Source organism: Ruegeria sp. CDSC021, from assembly GCF_059610845.1.
Map to the genome: position 1 here is coordinate 187,646 of NZ_JBXWOK010000003.1, position 24,128 is coordinate 211,773.

The window sequence follows — 24,128 nt, forward strand, 5'->3', positions numbered from 1 at the left end:
CGGTGAAAAAAAAGCCCAGCAACAAGACCTATGTCCTGCGTCCCCTGGAAAAATCCGATCTTGAGACAATTCTGCCCTGGTTTCAAAATGTAGAGGATTTAGCCAAATTCGAACGCGTGTCCCGCATTCCTCTTAATCTTGCACAGACAGAGGAAAGCTGGAGCGACATGTTCACCGGCTCAGCCATCGGCCGCAGGTGTTGGTTCGTTGTTGAGAATTCGGCGGGAAAACTGGTCGGCATGAGCGGCCTCGAGGGGATATCGCCGATCAATCGCGATGCTGTCGTTGCGATGTTCGTCGATCATTCGGTGCGCCGCCATGGAGTTGGTATCAGGGCGACGGCTTTGGTCGCCGATTTCGCCTTTCGACAACTGGGGCTGAACCGGCTGACGTCGTATTATAGGGCGGATAATGTCAGCAGCAGAGACCTGGTTGCCAGACTGGGGTGCCAGATCGAGGGGTCGATGCGTCAGGCCTGGTTTGCAGATGGTCAATTTCACGATATGGTTGTGGTCGGGTTGCTGAGCAGCGGTTGGTTCGAAAACCGAAATTCACTGGCGAAAGAATTGGGCGGTGAAACCATCGTTAAGCTTGGCAATAATGCCTCGGATTGCTGGTGTTGGCCCCCGCAAGAGACTGGGTCGGACTAAGAGACGTTATTACCAATCGTTTCAAATCTTTTTTTGTTATACAAAAGTTAGGGTTCGTTCAGAACTCAGGAATCGAGTACCGCCAGTGAATACAGTTAACCCGAATTCATCAATCACTCAGAAGCTGGGTGCAGTCTTATTTGCAGATGTCGTCGGCTATTCTCGCCTGATGAGTGAGAACGAACTCGACACCTACAACGCTTTGAAGACACTTCTATCGCAGATCGAAGCCGCATGCGCCCGTTATCAGGGGCGTGTGGTCGAAGTGCGCGGTGACGGCATCCTGGCCCTGTTTGAAACAGCGACCAGCGCGGTCGAATTTGGTGTTGAGCTGCACCAAATTTCTGCCCAGCACAACGATTCAGGATCAGATCAACAGCAAATCAAGTTTCGCGTTGGCATCCATCTTGGAGAGATCCTGATAGATGAGCGTGGAATTCATGGCGACAACGTCAACATTGCAGCGCGATTGCAAGAAATTGCGGAACCCGAGCGGGTCTATGTCAGCTCTGCGGTGTATGATCAGGTTTGTAACCGGTTGCGGTATGGGTACGAATTTCTTGGTCCGCAGCATCTGAAGAACATTCTTTCGCCGGTTTCTACCTACTGTGTCCGCAGCGAGGTTGCCGGTGCTACTTTGGCGGGCACCATGCGTCCCGACGCTATTGTCGATCTGTTGGAACGCCCGGACACTCCGTCGGTCGCTGTGCTACCGTTCAGCATCAGCGGCGGGGATGAGTCTGACGGCTGGATTGCCGATGGTCTGACTGACGACATCATTCTGAACCTTTCCAAATTCAGAAACCTTTTCGTCATCGCCCGAAACTCATCATTCTTCTTCAGGGCGCAGTCCATGCCACCGAAGGAAGCCGCAAGAAAGCTGAATGTCCGGTATATCGCCCGTGGCAGTGTGCGTCGCTCCTCCAGTCGAATCCGCATTACTGCGGAACTGGTCGATGCAAACACTGAACGCACGATTTGGGGTGAGCGGTTTGATCGAAACATTGACGATATATTTGATATTCTGGACGAGGTGACTGAATGTATCGTCGCGGCCACGGCCGTAATGATCGAATCCCATGAGCGCCAAGTTATGGTTCAGGCCGTTCCTTCAGATCTGGAGGCATATGGCTCTGTCCTGCAGGGGCAGCAGCACATCTTCAAATACACGCGCAACGACAACCGCAAGGCACAGAATTTCTATCAATCTGCGCTGGAACGGGACGGCAACTATGCCCGTGCCGCCGCCGCCTTGTCCCGAACGTTGAATCTGGATTGGCGATACTCGTGGACCGAAGATCCAGGCAGTGCTTTCGAGCAGGCGCTGTCTTTGGCACAGCGGTCGATCGAATTGGACCCGACAGACGCACGGGGATTTGGCGAGCTGGGATTTGTCCATCTGTATCGCAAGGAGCATAGTGCGGCGCTACAGTCTTACCAACGTGCTTTGGCTCTCAACCCCAATGATGCGGATATGCATTCGGATTTCGCCGATGCGCTTGCACATTCGGGGGAAAATGAGACCGCCATCACGCATCTGCAACAGGCCATGCGTCTGAACCCGTACTTTCCGGATCAGTATCTCTGGCACCTCGGCGGCGCCTATTACAATCTCAGGCGCTATGAAGATGTTATCGAAACCGTCAACAAGATGAACAATCCGACCGAGGGTCAACGGATGCTGGCCGCCAGCCATGCGCAGCTGGGCAACATGGATATGGCACGTATGATTGCTGAAAAGCACCGCGCCGCACACCCGAACTTTTCTTTGTCACGCTGGGCCAAGGTGCTGCCCGACCGTCTGGAAGACGACACGCAGCACTTTGTCGAAGGGCTGAAAAAAGCGGGATTTTAGAACGGAAAAAGGCGCGAGATCCCGCGCCTTCTTTGCTGACTTTGTCCGAAGATCAGTCGCCGCCGCGTACTTTGGCTCCGCTAACCTTGGCGCCACTGACCTTGGCACCGCTGACTTTCGCGCCACTGACCTTGGCACCACTCACTTTGGCACCGCTGACCTTTGCACCGCTGATAGCAGGGCTGTCAAAGCCAAAATAGAGGTCTAGAAGAACCTGTTCGAACTGGCCTGTCATGACATCCATGCGCATGGTCTGATCGGACTTATCATAGCTCCAGAACTTGATACCGTCAGCGACCTGATAGTCCGCCGCCGCAACACCGCCAATCGAAGGATCCGTGGGCGCGCGCGAGGCCTGGTTTGGTGGCTCGCCCTTTTTGGCGACATCTTGACCATCGCCGTGAACCAGGAAAATCACCGGCTCGGGCAGGTCGTAGTAGGTGCCTTCATAGGCAAACCCGTAGATCTTGGCAAATTTGGCTTCGTCATTTCCTGAATTCGCGAGTTGCTCATCAAGATGTTTGTTGTTGCCTTTTCCTCTGCTTTTCTTTTTCGCAGGGTCGTAATCCAAATCGTCGATAACTCTGCCGTAAATCAACACTTCCGAAAAACTGAGCAAGGATTCCGCCATAAACTCATCTCCCAAATATGGGTCCATCACCCGAACCCCCTTCGATTAAATCCCGAGGATGACCGCATCGGTGTCTCCTCAAAAATCACCCCGCCTCTAAATGCCATAAATCTGCCGAAAAAAAAAGAATTTTGCTGTCATCAGTCTGGAACCTGCGTGCGGACGGAGTGTGCGTGACTGTCTTCATCAGGGTCAGGCAGCCGCGGACCGGCAGTTGCCACCCCGATATCACGCATCCGAAAGTTTCCTTCGATGATCCGCCGGAAGGCACCCCCGGTAATTTCCTGATCCACCGCCAGCATGGCCTTTTCGACACCGAAATAGCTGAGCATATCGGCGTCCAACATGCTCCAGGCGTCGGCCAGATAGGTGCCCAGGAAATCGCGCGCCTCAAGAAGTGCTACGCGGAATCCATCGGGGTTTTCGGCATATCGCTTGTCAAAAATACCCTGCATGACCTCGCTGTAATCGGGTGAATCCTCTAGCTGATCGGACAGGTCTTCCTCTGCCTGTGTGATAAGGCCATGAACCAACAGGCGCTCATGATAGATGTCCACCAAAATGTCGAACATTGCACCTGTCAGTGGCTCGGAAAGTGCATGTTCACTGGACCATCCGGCAGCGAATTCCGATAGTGACCGGTTGTTTGCGGCCGTTCTGATCTGTGCATTTTCCGAAAGCTCGGCAAAGCGATTCAGTCGATTGAAGCTGTAGAGATTGCCTTTGGTGTTTTCCAACAGCGCCTCTACCACCGAGCCAAAATGCAAAGAGGCCAGAAGCGCCACCATATCGGCGGCGGATTCATGGAACCCGTAATACTCACCCGAGACATCTCCGTCGGTGGGCATGCCCACGACGCTGTAAATGATTGAGTGGCCGATTTCATGTGCGACCACGTCGAAATTCAGGCTGTAGGGGCGATATTCGTCCCCGTGTTCATGGGTGCCCCCGGTTTCAAGGAAACCCCAACCGATATGCGCATTGTCCAGGCTTGGCAGCAGCGACAGTTCGAGCCGGTTAAAATCACGGGCGAAATGCCATGGGATTGGTCGGTCAAAATAGCCCTGCCAGACGTCCATCGTGAAATGCGCCGAGCCAAACAGATGCGCTGCCTCAAAAGCCGGGTCCGACGGGCCAATATGGATAAAGTTACCGAACTCATCAGGCATTGCCGGGGGATGGATATATCCGTTCCAGGGCGGCAGATACATTCCCGGACCATCCGGTCCGGGCACGATGGCCCCATAGGGTGTAGTCTTTCCGACAGGGTTAACCGTGTACATGCGCGGACCCGATGGACCAGGGCCGATACTGCCCTGCGGGGCCGATATTTCGACTAGCTCAAGCTGTGGGTCCTCTTCCAGAAAAGGGGATTGCGGATACAGCAGAAATCGCGTTCCAGGCTCTTCTTCATCAAGGTGATCTGGTAAGTTCACAATACCCCCCTTTCAGGCCACGCCTCGGATCCGCCTTGGGGCGGCTAGTCAACGGTACTATTTAATCCGGCATCCGCGTGACAAAACAAATACTCTGCTTCTATCAAATCAAAAAATGCTTCCCGCCCGGCCAATCCAAGTGAAACTGCATATGATTCAAGATCATCCGGCACTGGTTGGTCAAGCTGTGTTTCAAAATACCACATAACCATAGGTAGGCGCCCGCTTGCGGGACCGCCTCGGGCAGTCAATGATTCAGCTCCCCTTAGTGCCTTGCGATGGGCACGATCCCGCAATTCGGCATAGCTCCCGTCACGGCGCAACTCGCGCAAAAGCGATGACTCAAGGACCGAAGCCCGAGAGTTAATGTGGCCATGCACCCGAGCGGCATCGGCCAGCATCGCCTCGTATTCCTCGACACTCAGATCATTCTCGTCCAGCCATGCCATCAAAGCGGCGCGGCGCGACAGGCCGGCTTTTTGCCGGTGCGCATCCATCTGTGCCATCAGGGCAGGGCGGTCAGGCTCTTCATCCCGCCGATCAGCCTCTTCCCGCGCCAGCAGAGTCAGCGCGGCCCGTTCACGCAGCCGCGTATACATGTCCGGGTTCAGCCTGACTTCGTCGATAACCGCCTGATCGGCCTTCTGATCGGCATCCACTCGGGCACGCAGCCCTTTCCACATCAGCGTTTCTTCGGTCGGTTGCTGCGTCGCCGGGAAGGGAAGGTCGTTTGCCAGATCTTCGGCCATACGCCCAAGCATCTCAATGGCATCACGCGCTTTTGCATCAACCTTGCCGTTTGGCAGCCAGTCCACAAAACTCTGGATATCAGAAAGCCCGTTCAACGCGTCAATTATGTTAGGCCAACTGCGCTGACGATAGTTCATGCCTTTGGCAATCCGCAGAACCTCTGCGGCACGTTCAGCGACCAACATGCCTAGATTATGCGCCTCCTCAACCGTTGCTCGGACCGAGACCATGGGTTCGCTCAATGGCAAATAACCCAATTCTGCCGGGCTGTGCAGGACCGCAACTTCGTCGTCATCCTGCAGGGTTCGGCTGTAGAAATCCTCAAAGATTCGACCCACGCCGATCATACCAAAATCAGCCAACTCTGCCGCGCGCAAAGCACCCATGCTGGCACTGCCATAAACGGGGATTCCCTGATTCATGGCCCAAAGAATCTCTTTGTGCCAGACCGACGGGACGCCCTCAAAAAAGCCGTCTATTATCCCGATCGCGCGCGGACGATCACGTGCCACGCGATATACGTCCCCCTGCCGGACCGGGGGCAAGATCACAGGGTCTAAGCATTGGGCCACAGCATCGGCTGTCAACGTCGGGCCCACAAAAATAACGACACTCATCCGTATGTTTCCATTACACGCTGCGCGCGTTCCCCGGCGATGTAATCGGGGTCGTCATGAGGCGCTTCAAGCCCCGGTATGACAGCTCGGACAACGGCGATCTCATATTCCGGGCGCGATAGATCGACCGTGATCACCTGCGAAATACCTACAGTTTCGAGGCGGGTAGTCAGCAAGTTCAAATCCTCTTGGAATGATCCGGTGGCATATGTCGGAGTATTCGAAAAATCCTGCGTCGCGTCCGAACTGTCTATCTGATTGCGAATATAGGCACATCTTTCTATCTGCGCCTGGTCAGTAAACTCTTCTGGGTCCAGATCATCACGCGCGCCAGAGATATAGGTGAGGCGGGTTTGTGCCGCTTCGGTCAGGGCCCGCAACAAAGCAATGGCGCGATCTGGATGGCAGCCATCACCGATACCGATGTGGCCGTTCTGCCCGTCCGGCTCGCAGATCGTACAGCGGAAACAGGCGATTCCGATGTCCGAGGTGGTGTCCCAGATGCCCAGGTTCAGGCCCGCCGCCTCAACCATGCTTATTGCGTCCTTGCACCTGTCATCATCGATAGTGTCTGGGTGGATCCGTGCTGGCGCGGACTGAAATTGCCACAGTGTGGTGGCATCGCGTTCGATGAGTTCAAAGATCGCATGGCAACTGGCTTCAAACAGGTTGTTGCCGGATGCCAAACCGTTTGTCGTTCTGGGAAAAGCAACCTGCCCACCCATCGGCAAAGACGTATAATCGGTATCGACCATCTCCATTGGAACCCAACGGGCGCAAGTGGAATTCAAATCCCGACCCTCTACCCACAATCTGTTCGCATCAGGATCAAATCGGCCACCAGTCACGCGAGGTAGCTTATCAACATCCACCACCGGCGCATCGCGCGCTATATCGGTAAATCGTGCCAGACGTTGAGGCGCCGTTACCCGTTCCGCGTGCCAGCTTTCGATCGCTTCCATAACCCCCGACGCTTGCGCGGCCGGGACTGACAATCCCTTGCCGAGCGACACCGAAACCGATCGGGAATTCGGGCGCGCAACCATGACCGTGGGCAATCCGATACGATCCAGGCCGGTTAAGTTCGCAATTCGAGTAATGCCCATTTCACGCAAATAGGGCGTTACGATTTCCAATGTTTGGCTGGGGCTTCGCAGGCGATGAGTATCAAGCACATATTGCTTTTCCGATACGTCAGACATGATGCAACCTTGCCAAAAACAAAAGAAATTGGCCACCAGGCGAAAATACATGCCGGTGACCGGATCAGCTCAGGATGGGGGATGATTTCATAGGGGTCAACTCTGCCGCCCATAATTGTCTCAACACGACAATCTACTTGCTGGACGATGATGAGCGCGGGCTGAACCAACTGTGTCCAGCAGCCAGCACCTAAAATCGAATTGCAGCTACGATATTCAAAGGATGTCGCATTATTTTAACATAATCTTCATTCTGCGATATTTACTGCGGGACCGGAAACCCAAAATGTCTCGAAAAGCTGTCAGAAGCGCGCCTTCTTTCGTGCGAAGGTCTCAGGGCAATCGGGAAAGTTGCTCTATTGGGTCAAATTTATAAATATAATCAATGCAATACAATGAACTATGGTGCGGGTGGAGGGACTTGAACCCCCACGCCTTGCGGCGCCAGAACCTAAATCTGGTGCGTCTACCAATTTCGCCACACCCGCACGACCAGCAGCTGCTGCCGGAATGCCGCTCAATAGCAAAGCTTTTGAACGAGTGCGAGAGGGAAATTGTAGTTTACACGAAGAATATTGATGCCCGTTTCAGAACAAACCCAACCTCTGCTCAGAGGCACCACACAACCCGAAAACATATGAAAGACCGCACGACCACACCGACCGGAAAGGCCAATGGACTTTCAGCTGACCAAGCTTTGCCTGACGCCGCCCAAAACAGAAATCTCGCAGACCAGGTAGCCCCCAAAAAAGACTATGTGAAACATAGCGTCCTGTTAAAATTCACCATTGATGAACCTGCCAAATTTAAACACCCTCACGTTGTGCCGTGTTGTTGTTGCCTTTCCCGAAAGCACACTTTGTTTGGGCGATGGATTCTGTCTCATGACAAGATTTTGCCAAATATGGAGCTGACCGCATGTATGTAAAACTATAATTTAATAAATAGTTACACCCCATTTGGAGACCAGTTATCAAATTCGGCTCGCTGTGAACTTCAGCAGATATGCTCATATTTTTATACGCTTTTTAGTTTAGTAGTGGGCCCGGGCAAGCCCGCAGCCATACTTGCGCCACAATTCAAACGCCAAAAAATCTTATTCGCGTCAAAATAAGACCGCCTTGCCAGTAGTTGATGGGTGGAAAGGAGTTAATGAGTCTTTTGCCTTCGGGCGTCTTACCAGTTCGTTCGCTTAACTCCAGTACAAGGGTCTTTACCGTGACCAACATGATGAACTCTGCATCTGCCGAGCAAGACGCGATTGGTCTTGCACGCGAAAGTTTTCTTGGTGAACTCAAAACCCTGAATCGCGAACACCCGAATACCGGGTTTGGCATCTCGCTGCGCACGCATTCTGGCGGGCATTATTTGCTTGCCAATTCCCGAATGCCCCTGCCCGAGGTCAAATCCCAGGGTTTCCCAACAGGGCGCAGTGTTGCGTGCCTGGAAAATAGCGACTGCTTCAGCTCGATCGAAGTGCTGGCCGATGCCCGCGCATATGAATCGATCACACCAAGCGCCGAAGCCGCAATTTTGGGTAACGCCCTGAACCTGATCGCCCGGATTGATACGCTGACTAGCGCACCTCACGGGCAGATCGAACCTCATATCGCCGCTACAGGAACCGGAGGCTAACCATGGCGCGTAACGATCATCTTTTGTCTGTTGGAAACGAAGCGCTGACCCCAATGACTTCGGCCATGTCGGCATTGACGACACAGATTGACCAACTGACAGAGGTGGCGGACGCGCGCTCCTCGGCACGTCTTGCGACGCTCAAGACACGCATGGAGAATTTCACTGCCAGCGTCACGCTGGTCGGTCAGGTCAAGGCGGGAAAATCTTCGCTTGTGAACATTCTGTCCGCACGCCCTGCCCTGCTGCCTTCGGATGTGAACCCCTGGACCTCTGTGGTTACCACGCTGAACATCAACACCAGAACCCAGGGTGATACAAAATCCCGGTTCACTTTCTTCGAACAAGAGGAATGGGACAATTTGATGGTTGGCGGCGGCCGGCTGGGAGAGCTGGCCAATCGGGCCGGCGCCGACGATGAAATGGACGATATCCGCCGTCAGATCGGCGAAATGAAAGCTAAGTCCGAGGAACGACTGGGTAAGCATTTCGACCTGATTCTGGGGCAAAGCCATCAATACGACTATTTCGATGAGGAACTGATCCAAAGGTATGTGTGTCTGGGTGATGAAGACGACCCGGACATCAACCCCAAGACCGGTCGTTTTGCGGATGTGACAAAGTCGGCTGAGCTGTACATGGACATCCCTCAGTACCCGATTTCCCTCAAGCTGTGCGACACACCGGGTGTAAACGATACGTTTATGGTGCGTGAACAGATCACCCTGCGCAGCCTGCGCGGGTCCGAAGTCTGCATTGTGGTTCTGGCAGCCAGTCAGGCTCTGACCACAATGGACATGGCGCTGATGCGGATCATCGCTCAGTTCGAAAATCGTCAGATTATCCTGTTTGTTAACCGAATTGACGAACTTGCAGATCCGGTCACCCAGGTTCCTGAGATTCGGGATCGGATTCTGGACACGCTGAAACAGAACAATATCGACACCAAGGCAAGTGTCGTGTTCGGCAGCGCCCTGTGGGCCGAGGCCGCGATAACTGGCAATCCCGATATTCTGTCTGAGGAATCCCGGAAAGCCCTGAACACGTTCTATCTGGCGGCCGGGTTTGGCGATCAGGCCCCGTCACTGGACAAGATTTGGGCGTTGTCCGGTTTGCCCGACCTATTGCTGGCGATGAATGAACGCATTGCCGAAGGCGCAGGAACTCGACTTCTGGACCGTGTACGCCACCGGGCGCGTAACATCGCCAGTCAGATCCGGGCGACCGCCGTGGCCAAAAAACTATCCGACAGCGAAGGGATCGTGCGAGAGCTGAACGGGGTAGCACCCGAAGACGCCGTGGCCGAGGTCAACGCAGAATATGAAAAGAAGGCCGCTGAGCTTACTGCTTCCTTGCGCGCGAAAGTGCTTGAGCGTCTAAACTCGGCCGAAGCCAACTTTGTCAAACGTGCCACCGATTCTCTGATCGCGCATCTTGAGCAAAATGGCGAGCAAGGAACGTGGCAGTACGATCCTGCCGGGCTGCGGACCTTGCAAAAAGCGGCCTATTTTAGCTTTGCCCGGTCGATGCGCAAAGAAGTTGGTGCGTTGTATTCAGCGGCAGCCGCTGACATCGAAGCGTTGTATCAAAGCCTGCTGGGCAACCATCTGGGAGAGTTCAGCATCGAGGCACCAATCGTCCCGCGGGTACCACCTCCACTGGGTATCGGACGCACGATTGCCCTGGACTTGCAAAGCACATGGTGGCGCCGCTGGTGGCAACGCCGCAATGGTTTCGAGGCCTATGCGGCGGATTATACGCGCCTGATCACATCGGAGGCGAATTCGATCACCAAGGATATCGAAGAAAACCAGATTGCAGCAGTTCTTGAAAATGTCCGCGCCGCCCTTTCCGACTTTATGCGCGAGCAAAAGGAGACTCTGTTGAACATTTCGGCCTCGGCCGAAAAGGACCCCGGTCGCAGTGCAGCGCTGATGGAGGGGCTGGCCCCTCAGAAATCCCGCGACGATATCCTCGGCGATATCCTGAAAGATCTTAGTAACGAGGCAGCATAAGTAGCGATATGGCAAAAGATTCACAAACCCGCTTCGTCTCTTCAAAAGCATGGGACCGCATTGAAAAATGGTCCCGCAGGAAACCTGTTTTCGCACTTATGGGGGAATTCAGCGCCGGCAAATCAACCTTGATGAACTTTCTGCTGCGCTCGGAGGCACTGCCTACACAGGTTACAGCCACACAGCTGCCACCAGTTTGGTTCAGTTGGGGTAGAAGGTCGGCCTATGTACAACGCCCTGACGGAACTCGCGAAAACATCAACCTGGACCAGTTGGAACAAGTCGGGGTGAATGATGCCCAGTTTATTCGCATATTTCTGGAATCCGACATTCTTGAAGCCGTCGACCTGATTGACACTCCGGGTATTTCCGACCCCAAGATTTCTACTGATGTCTGGCGACGGGCTGTCGGTCAGGCAAATGGCGTTATTTGGTGTACGCACGCCACGCAGGCATGGCGCGAAACTGAACGGGCAACCTGGGTTTCCCTGCCCGAACGGTTGCAACATAATTCATTGCTGCTGGTCACACGTGCAGACGTTTTGGATGTCAAGGATCGCCAAAAGGTCCTTCGTCGTGTGAACCGCGAAGCAGGTCACCTGTTCAACCGTTCGATCCTGTTTTCAGCCCGTGATGCCATCATGGCCCGCGACAAAAGTGGGGACGCCGAATTGTGGACCCGCAGTGGCGGTGGCAAGATGGTCGACAGCTTCCTGGAAATCACAGAACTGATCATGGACAGCCGCGCTCATCAGCTGGCGCGTTATCAAATTGACACCAGCTTGTCCGATGCTCCTCAGGTACACCCGCTGCGCCCGCGGCGCAATTTCTCGAATGTACAGGGAACCGCTCCGCTGAAGCTGGTAAACCCGCTGCATGAGGGAACAGAGCCCGAGGTGGTGACACAATTCCCCGTGCGCCCTGCCCGGGTCGAACTGCGCCCTGATGAGGTTGAACGTGCCCCGCGCATTGACCCACAAGAGGCCGAACGTCTGCGCGCCGACATGACCTCGGGCGCCGAGATCGTAAAAGAAGAAAAAGAAGACGAATTGCGGGCGTTCTTCCGGGAGACCACTCCCGAGGACTCGGACGTTGCCGATCTGTCCGTTGCTCCTACCGAGGATGATGAAACAGACCCACAGGCCGTATCCGTCATTGATGAAACTGACATTGTTGAAGTTCAGCCACTTTCTGCGGAAGCCGAAGTTGCTGAAGAAGAAAACCTGTTCAGTGACGAAGACGAAGCTGACACATTCATGGCCTCTTTGGAGGACCAGCTTACAGATGTTCCGGAGCCCGAAGAGACCGCTCAGGCAGAGCCGGAAGAAACCCCGGTCGAACTTTCCGTATCCTCGATCACAGCGTTGATGGCTGAACAATCAGATGATGCCGAGGATGAGTTCGAACCAGAGCCGGAAACCAATGGCCTGATGAACACTCAGGTTGTTGCCATGCCAGAGAGCAGACCGGAAATCGCGGGCTCGTTTGAAGACATTGTAAACGTGTCCGTCGACACCCCGCTTAGCGCGGCGGCGATGTGGCGCGAGGTCACGGATGGCGAAGACATGCCCACCAACCCAGAAGCGTTGAAGAAGGTATTTCAAGCATTTCTTGAGGAGTTTGACCAAATCACGGCCGACCACAATGCGCGAAAATCAGATAACGCGGTAAGGCCCATGGCCAATACCTCTGAAGACACGGGTGTTGAACGACATGTACTTTAGCCGTGAGAAACCTAGGAGACAGGGCAACTGATGTCTATCGAAACAGCATTAAACGATGCGATGGCGACCATACCCGACTGCATAGCAGCCGGGTATGTCGACATGAAGACAGGTATGTTGCTAGGCACCCATGTCACAGACTCGGAAAGTGCCGAAGCCTTGGATACTCTGGCCATTGCGGTGGCCAACCTTTTTCAGGGGCGCGGTGTGATCGCGTTTGAGAATCTGCTGCGTTCGACCGACGCCGACGATACGGAAAATCCTGGGTTTGGCGAAATCGCAGTGTTTTCAAAGGATCGGCTGAATATTTTCCTGCGGACCCCGGACTACCCGGACCATGTGGTCTGCTACATCTGTCGCGACAGTGCCAATGTGGGGCTGGCGCTTACTAAATCGCACATAAGCCTAGGGCCGGTTACGGCCGCTGTATAACGGGACCAGAGGGGGTCACGGCATGATGGATACTGACATACTGGACATGCTCGAAGACATCGGGCGGTTGTCGGTCGCCCGTTTGAATCCGACGGTTACATTAGCTGCTGAGACGACTGAGATTCGTCGTGAAAAGATCCTGCGCACCATTCGCGGAACCATTTTGCCGCGCCGGCTGGAATTTACGGCGGCCAATGGCGATTGTCTGGCAATGGAAGTCAACAGCTCTCGGGTAACTGATGTTTTCCGGGTCCGCTCGGGCATGATACCGGATTTTGAAACTACTCCGCGTGAAGAGCTTGCGACCCGCTTGGCCGAATTGGTGTCCGATATTGCAGCAGCCCCTGCCCCGTTGGAGTTGCTTTCTCTGCAGCCGGACACGGCGCTTGAGGTCGATGATGTCGGTGTGACTTTCAGCGAGATTGCAAAGGCTTGCGGCACTATCGAGCTGCCGCCCGAGACGGTCGTTTCTTTGGTTCCCGACGCGCCTGCCCCGCAAGAAACAGATATTCCAGCGTCCGCCGCCGGGGCGACAGCAGGAACCATTGCCAGCGCGTTTTTTGATGGCGCTGAACGGTTCGCATTGGGACGCGCCGAAGTTTCCGTGGACGGTGCAGCCATCTCGCGGCTCGAAGGAGTATGCGACGTCGGGCAACCCATGCACGCCGATCAGGATCTGCTTCGTCAGTTTGCACAGGATCTTGTTGGGTGGGACGGTGACGCCGCCACCGCGCTGGATCATCCTCAGCTGATTGTAATGCGGCCTTCAGGGGGCAAAGGGGATGCGCTTGCCGTTCTGCATGACGGGTCACAATTTGCGCTGGCCATTCATGAAGCGCGCAAACTGGGAGCCGTCGTAAACCTTTGGAAATCAGTTACGGGATCGGAAAAATGATCCGGTGCCAACAGTTCAATTTTTCAACGAATTCGATCCGTGAAATAAAGTAGTCAGGGTATGTGTTATGAGTGAGAATAATCGTCGCGAGTTACTTCGTATAGCCAACGAGATGAAAGGCGTCAGCAATGACGAAACCGGGCAGTTTATCTCTCGGATCATTGGTGATCTTTCGAACCTGAAGCCCTCGATTGCTTTTGTTGGTCAGATCAAGGCCGGCAAATCCCGACTGATCAATGGTTTTACCGGACAGGCCGAATATCTGCCGTCGGATGTGAACCCTTGGACAACCGTAATCACTGATATGCATTTCGGCCACCCGTCGGGCCGGACGCAAGGTGCCGAGTTCCATTTCTTCGACAACCGTCAGTGGCAGTCCCTGATTGCCGAAGGCGAAGAGCTGCGCAACATGTTCCCCGATGACGAAGACAGTTATAAGCGCGAGATGATCGAAGAACAGGTCGACGCAATGAAGACCCGCGCCAAGCTTCGGCTGGGCGATAGCTATGAACAGCTGCTGGGCCAACATCATGATCTGGAAGACCTGAATTCGGATGATTTGGCACGTTATGTTTGCGCAGGCGATGACCCGACCGAGGGTGGGACACATGATCCGGCATCGGACCGGGGCCTTTACAGCGACATCACCCGAAAGGCCGAGGTCTATTTTGACATCGGACATTTCCCATTTCCGCTTACGGTCACCGATACACCCGGCGTAAATGACCCTCTGTTGATCCGCGAAGAGATCTCTCGCCAATACCTCAAAGAGTCCGACTTCTTTGTGGTTGTCCTGTCGGCGCATCAGGCGCTTTCTCGGGCGGACTTGAAACTGTTCCGCCTAATGCAAGCGCTGGAGTTGGGCCAGATCGTGGTTTTTATCAATCGCGTGGACGAATTGGGAAATGGTGCCGAAGATGCCTTCAAGGTGCGGGCCGATGTTTTGGACGGGCTTGAAAAGGCACTTGGGAACTCGAACATTGACGTTCTGACCGGCAGTGCCCAATGGGCGCATTACGCCCTGACCGGTGACGAAGCCGGTATCAATCACGACGATGTCCTGGCCTGGCTGCGCGCGCACCCCGATCAGATGAAGCAATATCTGGACGGTGTCGAAGAGATCAAACAAGGCCCCGGCCCGATCAGCCGCGAAGGTGTTTTGCGCTTTGCCGCTATGATCGCCTCCGGGTTGCCCGATCTGCGCCGGCATGTGACCCGAGCGCTGACAGAAGGCCCGCGCGATGAACAACTGCGTATGGCCTGGCAGCATCTCAACAGCTTTGCCCAAGGTGAATTGGACCGGTCCAAAGCGCATCTGCGCGCGATCGAGAACGACACCACAACCTCGGCAGAAGACGCTGGTGAAAACAACAGGATATTGGCCGATCTGCGGAACTCGGTCAGCGACAAGACCACCAAGATCATTGACGAAATGGATGACGTCCTGGCCAACCTGAGAGGCGTAATGGATGACACCGTGGCCGAGGCCGTGTCGGGCGTTGTTCGCGGCCCGAACGGAGATTCTCCGCTGTTGTCGAAAACCGGAGAAACCGAGCTGAATTTTACGCCGCTGCGCGACCGCATGCGCGAACTTGTTCAGGGGGCCACCCAAGTTGTCCGCCAAAGAATGCTGAGCGAGCTCTACGCAATCGACATGCAAAGCAATGCCACGCTGCGGGCTCTGCCCGGCTGGCAGGACGCAACCGACAATCGGATGAACACCAGCGCAGTTCGCTGGTTCCGTCCGGACACGTCCGCTTTGACCCGTGGCATCACTGTTGAACTTCGGGTAAACTGGTTGTCCCGGCTGATTTCGCGTAAAAGTGTCGTGTCCCGTGCCGAACGCATGATCGTTCAGGAGTTTGAGATGATCGGAGATGATCTGGTGGATACCGCCCGCGGTGATTTGACCGAGCGGCTTAATACCGTGCTGGACCATTATCTGGCCCTGCTCGCCACACATCTTGAACATCGTGCCGGAACCGGCGAAACAAATGCCCGGGCCGAGGCGCAAGCCGCCTTCAACCACGCACAACATATTTCTGACGAGCTGGGCACCCTATTCAGCCAGCATCAAACAGATGAAAGACTAGCAGAGGCAGCGGAATGATCGAATTTCCCGGAACCGACAAGGAAGTGAGGCAGCTTGAGCGCTTTCTGACCGCGACCGAAAGCCTGCCGAGCGACGTGGCGCTCGAAGATATGCGCGCCCGTGCCTTGGCGCATGCCGAACGCTTGTCAAACGCGGTAAATATTGGATTCGCCGGAGAATTTGGGGCGGGAAAATCCAGCCTGGCCAACATGCTGGCCGGGGCAGATATTCTGCCTACCGGGCCGCAACATCTGAAACTGCCGCTCGTTATTGTGGCATATTCCGAAACCCCCGAAACAACTGTCGGGTGGTGGGACCGGGAACCTAAAGTCTATTCTGGAATTGCACTTGAAAAAGCCGCCAAAGACGAACCCGACTTTATCTCTGTTGGATTGAACACCCCTGCCCTGCAAGAGATATCGCTCTACGATCTGCCTGGGTCAGGCGCTTTGGATGATACCTATAAACCGACGCTCGATCTGCTCAAATTTGTGGATTGCGCAATCTGGTGCACCAACGGCACAAATGCATGGCGCGAAACGGAACGCCATCTTTGGGCTAAGGTTCCGGAAGAGTTGCGAGCAAACAGCATATTGGCTGTGACACATACAGATTTGCCTCCGGTACGCGACGCGCTTGACCGGGTGTTGGCCCGCTTGAACAAAGAAAAGCGCAATATGTTCCGCTCGGTTGTGCCGATCGGCACCCCAGTGGCTGTCCGTGCCATGGCGCAAGAGCCAGAACCGGATTTCGCCCTTTGGGAAACCTGCGGTGGACAGGGGCTGGCCGAACAGGTGCTTGATATTGCTTCGAACCGGCGACAGGCAGACCTGAGTTCGGCGCGCGAAGATCTGGAACAGCACTTTCTGCCCTATCTGAAATCGATTGACGTTCAGGTGCCGGACATAGCCGCCCTCGACGCGCCCTCTATGCAGGCTACGCTGGAAAACGTGCTACCCCCTATCGACAATCCGATCCTGGAAGACTGGCTTGCCGCAATTGCCAGTATCTATGAGGACCTGCGGGAAACCTCAAATATGGAGCCTGCGGCTTTCCTGCAAAGCTGTCAGGAAATCGTTGAGGATTTCGCCGAGCGCCTGGAAAACGATGGCGAGATTGACCCGACGGCGGATTGGATTCCGGGTGAGTTCGAAAAGGCCACGGACTTGTTGCTTTTGCTTCAGTTCGAAAGCGGCGTTGCGCCACTGAAGGATGCGATTAGCATCCTGGCACAGCTGAGTGACAACCTTGCTTGGGCCGGCAGCCGGGTTGAATCGGCACAGCCAAAGACCGGAACCTGAAATTTCCGCTCAAAGCTGAGCGGCAATTCCGCGAATCGTAGAAGCGATTCCTACGAATCTATTGTTTCGAATTTGTAGACCAATCCTTAAGAATTTGTTTTTAGCTTTCGATTTTATCACAATATATTTCTATATGTAGTATAAATTGCCAAATATACACTACATATAGATCAATCGCAAAAACGATCCTTAGTGAAGCCATCAGGCGGCCCCAATAAAGTCAAATTTGAATCGTCTAACCGACTTGAGTGTCCTGCGGTTGTTTTTGGTTGTGTGTTTGCGGGCTATTTGCCCAGGTTTTTTGCCGCAAAACGATTAGAACGGGCGGAATGAAATGAGCCATAACCAGGCTGTCGGTGCAACGCACGACGAACCTAAGATTGAAGGACTTGAACCTGGCGCAAAGCTGTTGCGCGGGCAGTATGAGATTCTTCGTTTCCTCAGCAATGGCGGGTTTGGGATTACCTACCTGGCCCGCGACAGCCTAGAACGCGATGTCGTGATCAAAGAGTGCTATCCGGGCGCTCTGTGCCGTCGGAATGGTGACGCGGTTGAACCCATCAATCCCGACCACAAAGAAGATCTGCGCGCGATCATCGACCTGTTCATTCAGGAAGCGCGCAATCACGCCCGACTGGTTCATCCCAATATCGTTGACGTACATCAGGTCTTTGAAGACAACGACACGGCGTATATCGCTATGGACCTGATCCGGGGTTGCGATCTTCTGGATTATTCCGAGAACCCCGAAAACGACGCTGGCCCGGATTTCATTGTCCAAGTCACCGAGAAAATGCTGTCGGCCGTTTCGTTCATCCACCAAAGCGGAATGCTGCATCGCGATATCTCACCGGACAATATTCTGATTGACCAAAACGGAGACCCGGTCCTCATCGACTTTGGTGCCGCGCGGGAACAGGCAGCCAATCAATCAGCTGCCCTGTTGACTTTGCGGGTTATCAAAGACGGCTATTCCCCGCACGAATTCTATGTACGCGGCGCAGATCAGGGACCCAGCAGCGACCTCTATGTTCTCGCGGCGACGCTTTATCACGCCATCAGTGGCGAACGTCCGATCGACGGGCAAACCCGACTGAATGCTTTCAACAATGGCCAGGATGATCCCTATACGCCCCTCGCAGGTCAGTACAGCGACTATCCCGATGGGTTCCTTGAAGCGATCGACAAAGCGATGGAAGTTCACGCAACAGATCGTCTGCAAACGGCCCTGGATTGGCTGCGGATGTTCCGTGGTCCCGGCGTCATGTTTGACTCGTTCGCCTATCGTCCGGTCTCGGTCATCGTAGCGATGGACCGTAAGGACGAAGTCGAAGAGCAAGCCCGGATCAAAGCCGAAAGTGAAAATGCCGAGGCGGTGGTGACTGCCTTGTTGGCTGGGAACCCTGACATTGCCCTGGGTAATGAGGATAAGTTTGAGGGCGATCTGGCCAAGTTTGCACAAAAAGAAGAGGCCGCGGTTGCGGTCGATACGATCGTCAAGAACGGATCAGGCGGCAGCGGTAAAGTCATCGCAGGCGCTGCTGCGGTGGTGGTTGCCTTGGCTGCAGGCGGATTCGTTTTGTTCAGTGGCAGCGAAGAAACCCCCGAACCGACAGCAGCGCCGGTCCAAGTGACCGAGACAGAGGCACCAGCCTCGGAACAGCCGGAAGAAGCCGTGGAAACGGCGGCACCGGCCGCTGCGGAAGAGGTCGTGGAAACGGCAGAACCGGCCGCTGCGGAAGCTGAAGCACCAGAACAAGAAGTCGCAAGCGTAGAACCTGTTGAGCAGACGGATACCCTCACGGCGCAAAACGCCGAAGCGCTACCTGTCGAGGCAGCCCCAGTTGCTGCTGACCCGGTAGAAATCAGCGCTGCTGCTGGCCAACCGGCAGAAACGCAGATTGCGTATTCTCATTGGGATGTGGAAATACCGTTCCAGACCTCGAAACGCCGCGCCTCGACTGGCAGCGTCGTTGTCGTGACCGGCATTGACCCCACGCTGGATACTTCCGTGATCGGAGAATGGGTGCAGCATGGGGCGTCGATTTATACTCTGAACGGAGTGCCGGTCCAGGCAGATGCAAGTTTTGCCGCCCAGATTTTGGATGACCTGAAGGTCGATCCGGATGGGTATATCCGCATCACTGCCCGTTATCGGGAACTCGGAAAAACCCGTGCGCAGAACGGATTGCTGGCCCTGCCCGCCATTCGCATGTTGGGTCTCGAGAATGGTTATGTGTTCACTATCAGAAACAGCAATGGAAACGGCTGGGCAACTGTTGTTGACACTGCACCAGACGCGCCCGCAGCAGGTAGCCTGCGCAAAGGCGATGTACTGATCTCGGAAAATCATACCGGTCAGAACATTACCAACCCTGAAGGGCTGGACGCGCTTTTGCAGCTCCTTGTTTCTGAAAACCAGTCCGAAGCCCGCTTTACAGTTCTGCGCAACGGTACTGAAACGGGTGCGGTTATGCCCCTGGTACAGGAGTAATGATCCGGTCTGATTGTGATCTGCCTGTGTGTGTTTGCTGAGAGTGAAGCGAAAGCCATCACTCTGACGGGGACCGGCCCGTCGCAGAAGGTAAATGAGTTTTTTGTTCCCAATCATCAGTGCCTGTGTACCGAACGTGCAGAGGTGAGTAGCAGCCCCATGGGACGTAGATCCTGTGCCAAGAAACAAAGGTGTCGACACCATGTTTAAATATAAAAGCCCCCTTAGCCGGCTTCTCGAAGGTGCCGGCAAACCTCAAGAGACCGAAACCGAGGAGGTCGCGGCACCTGAGTCTGATAACGCTGAACCGATTGCGGATTTCAACGCACTTCGTAATGCACTGGCAGGCGGCAACACTACCGCTGATAGCTACGATGAAAGCGAAGAACTATTACCCGAAGACAAGATGCCGGAGTTCTCCGAAGCAGAACAAGCCACTGCCGATGAGATTATCGTCGAGGAAGTGGTCGCCGAAGTGCAAAGCGCCACCGAGGTTACAGTTGATGCCGACCCAAAGGACGACGAACCGGTTGTGACACTGCATGTGTCAACCGAAGAACTGACAGCCACGATTGAAGATCCCGCGCCTGAAATGGCGATGGAAGAACCGGTCGTAGACGTAGTCGTCGAGACAGTTGATCCGGAACCAGAAGCGCCTTCTGCCCAAGAGGTCGAGGTACAACCTCAGCCTGCTCCTGCGGCAAAAGAAGACAGACGCAGCCGTGTGAAAACCACCTTCCTGGGCTTCGAGCGCGCGGATACGCATGTTCAGGACCTGATGGAATCGGCCGAGCCGGTGGCTATGGCCAAGACCGAGGCCGCGCAGGCGACATTCCCGGTGGGATGGCTTGTTGTAACTTCCGGCCCCGGCCGCGGTTCCAGCGTTACGCTGACAGAAGGCCTGATGCAGATTGGGCGTAATGATGATCAGGCGATCCAGCTGGACTTTGGCGACACTGGGATTTCCCGCAGCAACCATGCGGTAATTGCCTATGACCCGGAAGACCGCAAATGCTATTTGGGCCATGGCGGCAAGGCCAATCTGGTGCGCCTGAACGGCAAACCCGTTCTCAGCACGGTTCCACTCTCCACTGGCGATCTTATCCGGATCAGTGAAACCTCAATCCGTTTTGCAGCCTTCTGCGATGACGGCTTTGATTGGCGGGATGCTTAATTGATGCTGGCGACCCCGGCATATGATCTTGCGCTGATCCTGGATCAGGGTCAGCGCGACACGCAGGAAGACGCGGTCGCGTCGCGTATGTTCGACGCGGCGGATGCGGGCTATGTCATCGTCGCGGACGGAATGGGTGGGCATGCGGCAGGAGAAGTGGCATCTGAACTGGTAGTCAAAGCCTGGCGCGATGCACTGGATACCGAACTTGAAGCAGACGCTCCGGCTGAGACTGCGCTGATCGACGCCTTACCCTTGGCAGCCATGCAGGCAAATGCCGCGATTTCGACTTACTGCGAGGAGCAGGGTGAAGATTTCAACATGGGATCAACCATGTTGGGAGTTTTGCTGCTGGAAAAGCGCGTCTTCTGGATTTCGATTGGCGACAGCCCCCTTTATCTCTATCGCGACCGTACCCTCAGCCAAATCAACGAAGACCATTCGATGGCTCCGATGATTGATGCTCAGGTTGCTGCAGGTACCCTTACGCCAGACCAGGCGTCGTCTCACCCCGACCGAAACCAACTGACTTCGGTGATAATGGGCGCCGCAATTCCCAAGGTCGATTGCCCGGAAGAACCATTGGGTCTTAGCACCGCGGATGTGCTGATCGTGGGAAGTGATGGGCTGCAATATCTGAGCAACACAGAAATTCAGGCAATTCTTGAGGAAAACGAAGATGCGCTGGCTCAAGATATTGCGGATGCGCTGTTGCGGGCACTGAGAACCAGGAACGACCCGGATCAAGACAATACGTCGATTGGCGTCATCAAACTCAGAAGAAACGACTAGAGGCAAAGCAACCGGACCAATGAAACTCCATCTGATCATATCCAGCCTGGCACTAGCTGCCGCGACGGGCGCTGCTTCGGCACAAGAAGCATGCTCAACCTATGAAATCCAGCGAGGCGACAGCCTGCGGGAACTGACCATCGCAGTCTATTCGACCGAAGATTTTCGGATCATCTTCGAGGCAAACCGCGATGTAATCGGAAATAATCCCAATGTCATCCGCGTCGGCGACGTTTTGACCCTGCCGTGTTTGGAAGATATCGGGCGCGCGGCTGCCGTGCCGCAGACAGAGGCCGAAGCAATGGCCGCCGAAATGGCCGCCGAACTTGTCAAGGCTGCGGAAGATCGCGCTGCCAAAGCTATCGCCGAAGCCGAGTCCCGCGTGGCCGAAGCCAAAGCAGAGGCGGTCATCGCCGCCAAGGCTGCGGCCAAGGATGAGATCGAGGCCGCGCGTGCTGAAGGTGCTGCCCTAATCCGCAATGCAGGTACCGGTGAACGTCCTGAAATCCGGGACCGTCAGTTGATTTTGATCACTGGCGGCAACTATTCCCCGTTCACGGATGAAGCTCTGCCGCATCGTGGTCTATATACAAATCTTGTTGAAACCGCGATGTTGCGCGCAGCGCCGGAACAGTCCTACAAGATCCAGTTCGTCAATGACTGGTCTTCACATCTGGATCTGTTGATGCCGACGCTGGCATTTGACGCAACCTTCCCGTGGTCGCGTCCAGATTGTGACGACGCAGATGCACTGTCTGAAAATGACCGTTCACGTTGTGAAACCTACAATTTCTCAAACCCGTTCTATGAAGTTGTGGACACGTTCTTTGCTCGCGAAGGTTCGGGCTATGAAGAGACCCTGACATATGCGGATTTTGCCGGTGCAACCATCTGCCGACCCGAGGGCTGGTCTCTGTCGCATATGGATGCGGTGGGGCTGTACGAGCCCGCGATCACGATACTGCGCCCGGTTTCGCCGGATGAATGTTTCCATGCATTGATGGATGGAACCGCCGACATCGCCGCAATTGAGGCCCATCTGGCCGTCGAGGCAATCGGTCGGCTGGGTTACGAGCATCGCATTGTAGAAAACCCCAACTTGGCAGCGATCAAGTCTCTTAACATCATGACTCACAAGGATAATCCTGATGGAGAAGCGATCCTTGAAACGCTTAATCAGGGTCTGGCGATCATGCAGCAATCAGGAGAGTGGCGCGACATCGTCTCAACCGCTCTGCGTTATCAAATGGAAAATGGCTAAGGCCCTTATTGGCCTAAACTCAAAAAAGTCTGGAGGAAGTGGACATGTATAAATTTAACCTGAAGAAAGTCGTGATTTCGGCCACCGCCGTCACCGCCCTGAGCGCCGGAGCTGCCGCAGCACAGGAAGCCTGTAGCAACTATACCGTCGCGGATGGTGACACGATGGCGACCATCGCCATCGCGGCTTATGGCACCTCGAACTATCAGCCGATCTTCAACGCCAACCGCAACATCATCACCAACCCAAACGCGCTGGCGCCTGGATTGGTTCTGTCCCTGCCCTGTGAAGACGGTAGTCTGCCGAATGGCCAGTCAGCACAGGAACTGATCGCAGCAGAAGAAAAGCGTGCGGCCAGTGTGAAACGTTCGAACGTCTACGCCCCGCCAATCAAGCTGGTAGCGGGTAACGGATGGGAGCCATTCACGACCGAAAGTCTGAGTGGTGGTGGGATCATGACCCGCCTGGCGACCACAAGTCTTCAGCGTGCCGGCAACAGCCGTGATTTCTCGGTCAGCTTTGTCGACGACTGGACTTCGCATTTGGAAACTCTCTTGCCGCTCGGCGCATTCGACATCTCGATCGCCTGGACAGTTCCAGATTGTACAAATCACACCTATGAGTGGTCTGCAGCGACTGAATCCCGGTGCAACGAGTTTGTTGCTTCGGTTCCGGTCTATGACATCGTCGGCGGCTTCTTCACTTTGCCGGAAAGCGAATACTCACAAGCGACGGCCTTCGAAGACCTCAAAGGTGCAACCCTGTGTCGTATGGACGGCTGGAGCATGGTTGTACTTGAAGAAGTCGGCTTGAATTCCGATAACCTGACGTTGGTTCACCCCAGCTCGGCCCGCGAGTGTCTGGATGCCGTTTTGACCGGCTCAGCCGATGTGGCCGCGTTCGAGGTCGATCTTTTCGCCGCAACCATGAAGGACATGGGTCTGACCTCGGAAGATATCGTAGAAAACCCCTATGTTTCCACGCTGTCCTCGATGAGCTTCCTTGCGCACCGCACCAACCCGTTTGCACGCGAATACATCGCTATGGTCAACAAGGGCCTGAACGAGATGCGTGAATCCGGCGAATGGTACGCGATCATCTCGGACACGCTGCGTGAACAGAACGAAAAGCTGAACGCCGCGTCAAACTAATACCGATACATATGAACAGTC

General features: G+C 54.8%; 18 protein-coding genes and 1 tRNA gene. 14 read left to right on the top strand and 5 right to left on the bottom strand.

The genetic code is table 11. The features are described 5' to 3' along the window. The first annotated feature begins 2 nt into the window (after positions 1–2). Positions 3–650 carry a GNAT family N-acetyltransferase gene (locus AC2FGB_RS07785; RefSeq protein WP_281995091.1) on the top strand — a complete coding sequence of 216 codons (648 nt, stop codon included), beginning with the start codon at positions 3–5 and terminating at the stop codon, positions 648–650. An 85-nt stretch (positions 651–735) separates the two neighbouring features. Continuing rightward, positions 736–2,505, top strand: coding sequence for an adenylate/guanylate cyclase domain-containing protein (locus AC2FGB_RS07790; RefSeq protein WP_281286267.1), 1,770 nt, complete (start codon positions 736–738; stop codon positions 2,503–2,505). A 52-nt stretch (positions 2,506–2,557) separates the two neighbouring features. Here AC2FGB_RS07790 and AC2FGB_RS07795 read toward each other — a convergent pair whose 3' ends face one another. From AC2FGB_RS07795 to AC2FGB_RS07815, 5 genes are all read right to left on the bottom strand, one after another. Further along, positions 2,558–3,163 carry a pentapeptide repeat-containing protein gene (locus AC2FGB_RS07795; RefSeq protein WP_246097208.1) on the bottom strand — a complete coding sequence of 202 codons (606 nt, stop codon included), beginning with the start codon at positions 3,161–3,163 and terminating at the stop codon, positions 2,558–2,560. A gap of 113 nt (positions 3,164–3,276) precedes the next feature. Then, positions 3,277–4,572 carry a gluzincin family metallopeptidase gene (locus AC2FGB_RS07800; protein WP_281972927.1) on the bottom strand — a complete coding sequence of 432 codons (1,296 nt, stop codon included), beginning with the start codon at positions 4,570–4,572 and terminating at the stop codon, positions 3,277–3,279. Positions 4,573–4,616: 44 nt separating this feature from the next. Continuing rightward, a complete protein-coding gene (locus AC2FGB_RS07805) occupies positions 4,617–5,939 on the bottom strand; it encodes a TfuA-like protein (protein WP_496693751.1) in 1,323 nt (440 codons plus the stop codon). Next, positions 5,936–7,141 carry a YcaO-like family protein gene (locus AC2FGB_RS07810; RefSeq protein ID WP_142636285.1) on the bottom strand — a complete coding sequence of 402 codons (1,206 nt, stop codon included), beginning with the start codon at positions 7,139–7,141 and terminating at the stop codon, positions 5,936–5,938. The genes AC2FGB_RS07805 and AC2FGB_RS07810 overlap by 4 nt, the downstream gene beginning before the upstream one ends. A gap of 403 nt (positions 7,142–7,544) precedes the next feature. After that, a tRNA-Leu gene (locus AC2FGB_RS07815) sits at positions 7,545–7,629 on the bottom strand. A 664-nt stretch (positions 7,630–8,293) separates the two neighbouring features. On the opposite strand from AC2FGB_RS07815, the gene AC2FGB_RS07820 reads away from it, so the two are divergent. The 12 genes from AC2FGB_RS07820 (at position 8,294) to AC2FGB_RS07875 (ending at position 24,107) form a co-directional block, all read left to right on the top strand. Beyond that, entirely contained in the window at positions 8,294–8,776 is a 483-nt protein-coding gene (locus AC2FGB_RS07820; RefSeq protein ID WP_246097206.1) for a hypothetical protein, read from the top strand. A 2-nt stretch (positions 8,777–8,778) separates the two neighbouring features. After that, positions 8,779–10,791 carry a dynamin family protein gene (locus AC2FGB_RS07825; protein WP_142636261.1) on the top strand — a complete coding sequence of 671 codons (2,013 nt, stop codon included), beginning with the start codon at positions 8,779–8,781 and terminating at the stop codon, positions 10,789–10,791. Between the two features lie 98 nt (positions 10,792–10,889). Next, positions 10,890–12,515, top strand: coding sequence for a dynamin family protein (locus AC2FGB_RS07830; RefSeq protein WP_496693750.1), 1,626 nt, complete (start codon positions 10,890–10,892; stop codon positions 12,513–12,515). 30 nt (positions 12,516–12,545) lie between these two features. Next, positions 12,546–12,947, top strand: coding sequence for a hypothetical protein (locus AC2FGB_RS07835; protein ID WP_142636257.1), 402 nt, complete (start codon positions 12,546–12,548; stop codon positions 12,945–12,947). Between the two features lie 22 nt (positions 12,948–12,969). Next, positions 12,970–13,842 (top strand): hypothetical protein, encoded by an 873-nt coding sequence (locus tag AC2FGB_RS07840; RefSeq protein ID WP_496693749.1) that lies wholly within the window; start codon positions 12,970–12,972, stop codon positions 13,840–13,842. Positions 13,843–13,909: 67 nt separating this feature from the next. Beyond that, the gene (locus AC2FGB_RS07845) at positions 13,910–15,952 is read left to right on the top strand and encodes a dynamin family protein (protein WP_496689350.1); all 2,043 of its coding nucleotides are present in this window, start codon (positions 13,910–13,912) and stop codon (positions 15,950–15,952) included. Continuing rightward, the gene (locus tag AC2FGB_RS07850; RefSeq protein WP_271948831.1) at positions 15,949–17,235 is read left to right on the top strand and encodes a dynamin family protein; all 1,287 of its coding nucleotides are present in this window, start codon (positions 15,949–15,951) and stop codon (positions 17,233–17,235) included. Before AC2FGB_RS07845 ends, AC2FGB_RS07850 begins: the two co-directional genes overlap by 4 nt. A 334-nt stretch (positions 17,236–17,569) precedes the next feature. Then, positions 17,570–19,729 carry a serine/threonine protein kinase gene (locus tag AC2FGB_RS07855; protein ID WP_496689354.1) on the top strand — a complete coding sequence of 720 codons (2,160 nt, stop codon included), beginning with the start codon at positions 17,570–17,572 and terminating at the stop codon, positions 19,727–19,729. A gap of 202 nt (positions 19,730–19,931) precedes the next feature. After that, complete coding sequence (locus AC2FGB_RS07860) at positions 19,932–20,903, top strand: FHA domain-containing protein (RefSeq protein WP_281995082.1); 972 nt, start codon at positions 19,932–19,934, stop codon at positions 20,901–20,903. A 3-nt stretch (positions 20,904–20,906) separates the two neighbouring features. Continuing rightward, entirely contained in the window at positions 20,907–21,695 is a 789-nt protein-coding gene (locus AC2FGB_RS07865; protein WP_281995081.1) for a PP2C family protein-serine/threonine phosphatase, read from the top strand. Between the two features lie 19 nt (positions 21,696–21,714). Further along, positions 21,715–22,956, top strand: a complete 1,242-nt coding sequence (locus AC2FGB_RS07870; RefSeq protein ID WP_496689359.1) for a peptidoglycan-binding protein LysM — start codon at positions 21,715–21,717, stop codon at positions 22,954–22,956. 44 nt (positions 22,957–23,000) lie between these two features. Beyond that, positions 23,001–24,107 carry a transporter substrate-binding domain-containing protein gene (locus AC2FGB_RS07875; RefSeq protein ID WP_142636241.1) on the top strand — a complete coding sequence of 369 codons (1,107 nt, stop codon included), beginning with the start codon at positions 23,001–23,003 and terminating at the stop codon, positions 24,105–24,107. Positions 24,108–24,128 lie beyond the last annotated feature (21 nt).

Excerpts from the sequence above, each read along its gene's own strand:
- AC2FGB_RS07805 (WP_496693751.1), bottom strand. The coding sequence starts at position 5,939 with ATGAGTGTCGTTATTTTTGTGGGCCCGACGTTGACAGCCGATGCTGTG.
- AC2FGB_RS07865 (WP_281995081.1), top strand. The coding sequence starts at position 20,907 with ATGCTGGCGACCCCGGCATATGATCTTGCGCTGATCCTGGATCAGGGT.
- AC2FGB_RS07870 (WP_496689359.1), top strand. The coding sequence starts at position 21,715 with ATGAAACTCCATCTGATCATATCCAGCCTGGCACTAGCTGCCGCGACG.
- AC2FGB_RS07820 (WP_246097206.1), top strand. The coding sequence starts at position 8,294 with ATGAGTCTTTTGCCTTCGGGCGTCTTACCAGTTCGTTCGCTTAACTCC.
- AC2FGB_RS07855 (WP_496689354.1), top strand. The coding sequence starts at position 17,570 with ATGAGCCATAACCAGGCTGTCGGTGCAACGCACGACGAACCTAAGATT.
- AC2FGB_RS07825 (WP_142636261.1), top strand. The coding sequence starts at position 8,779 with ATGGCGCGTAACGATCATCTTTTGTCTGTTGGAAACGAAGCGCTGACC.
- AC2FGB_RS07840 (WP_496693749.1), top strand. The coding sequence starts at position 12,970 with ATGATGGATACTGACATACTGGACATGCTCGAAGACATCGGGCGGTTG.
- AC2FGB_RS07810 (WP_142636285.1), bottom strand. The coding sequence starts at position 7,141 with ATGTCTGACGTATCGGAAAAGCAATATGTGCTTGATACTCATCGCCTG.
- AC2FGB_RS07875 (WP_142636241.1), top strand. The coding sequence starts at position 23,001 with ATGTATAAATTTAACCTGAAGAAAGTCGTGATTTCGGCCACCGCCGTC.
- AC2FGB_RS07835 (WP_142636257.1), top strand. The coding sequence starts at position 12,546 with ATGTCTATCGAAACAGCATTAAACGATGCGATGGCGACCATACCCGAC.
- AC2FGB_RS07860 (WP_281995082.1), top strand. The coding sequence starts at position 19,932 with ATGTTTAAATATAAAAGCCCCCTTAGCCGGCTTCTCGAAGGTGCCGGC.
- AC2FGB_RS07845 (WP_496689350.1), top strand. The coding sequence starts at position 13,910 with ATGAGTGAGAATAATCGTCGCGAGTTACTTCGTATAGCCAACGAGATG.
- AC2FGB_RS07795 (WP_246097208.1), bottom strand. The coding sequence starts at position 3,163 with ATGGACCCATATTTGGGAGATGAGTTTATGGCGGAATCCTTGCTCAGT.
- AC2FGB_RS07830 (WP_496693750.1), top strand. The coding sequence starts at position 10,890 with ATGGGGGAATTCAGCGCCGGCAAATCAACCTTGATGAACTTTCTGCTG.
- AC2FGB_RS07850 (WP_271948831.1), top strand. The coding sequence starts at position 15,949 with ATGATCGAATTTCCCGGAACCGACAAGGAAGTGAGGCAGCTTGAGCGC.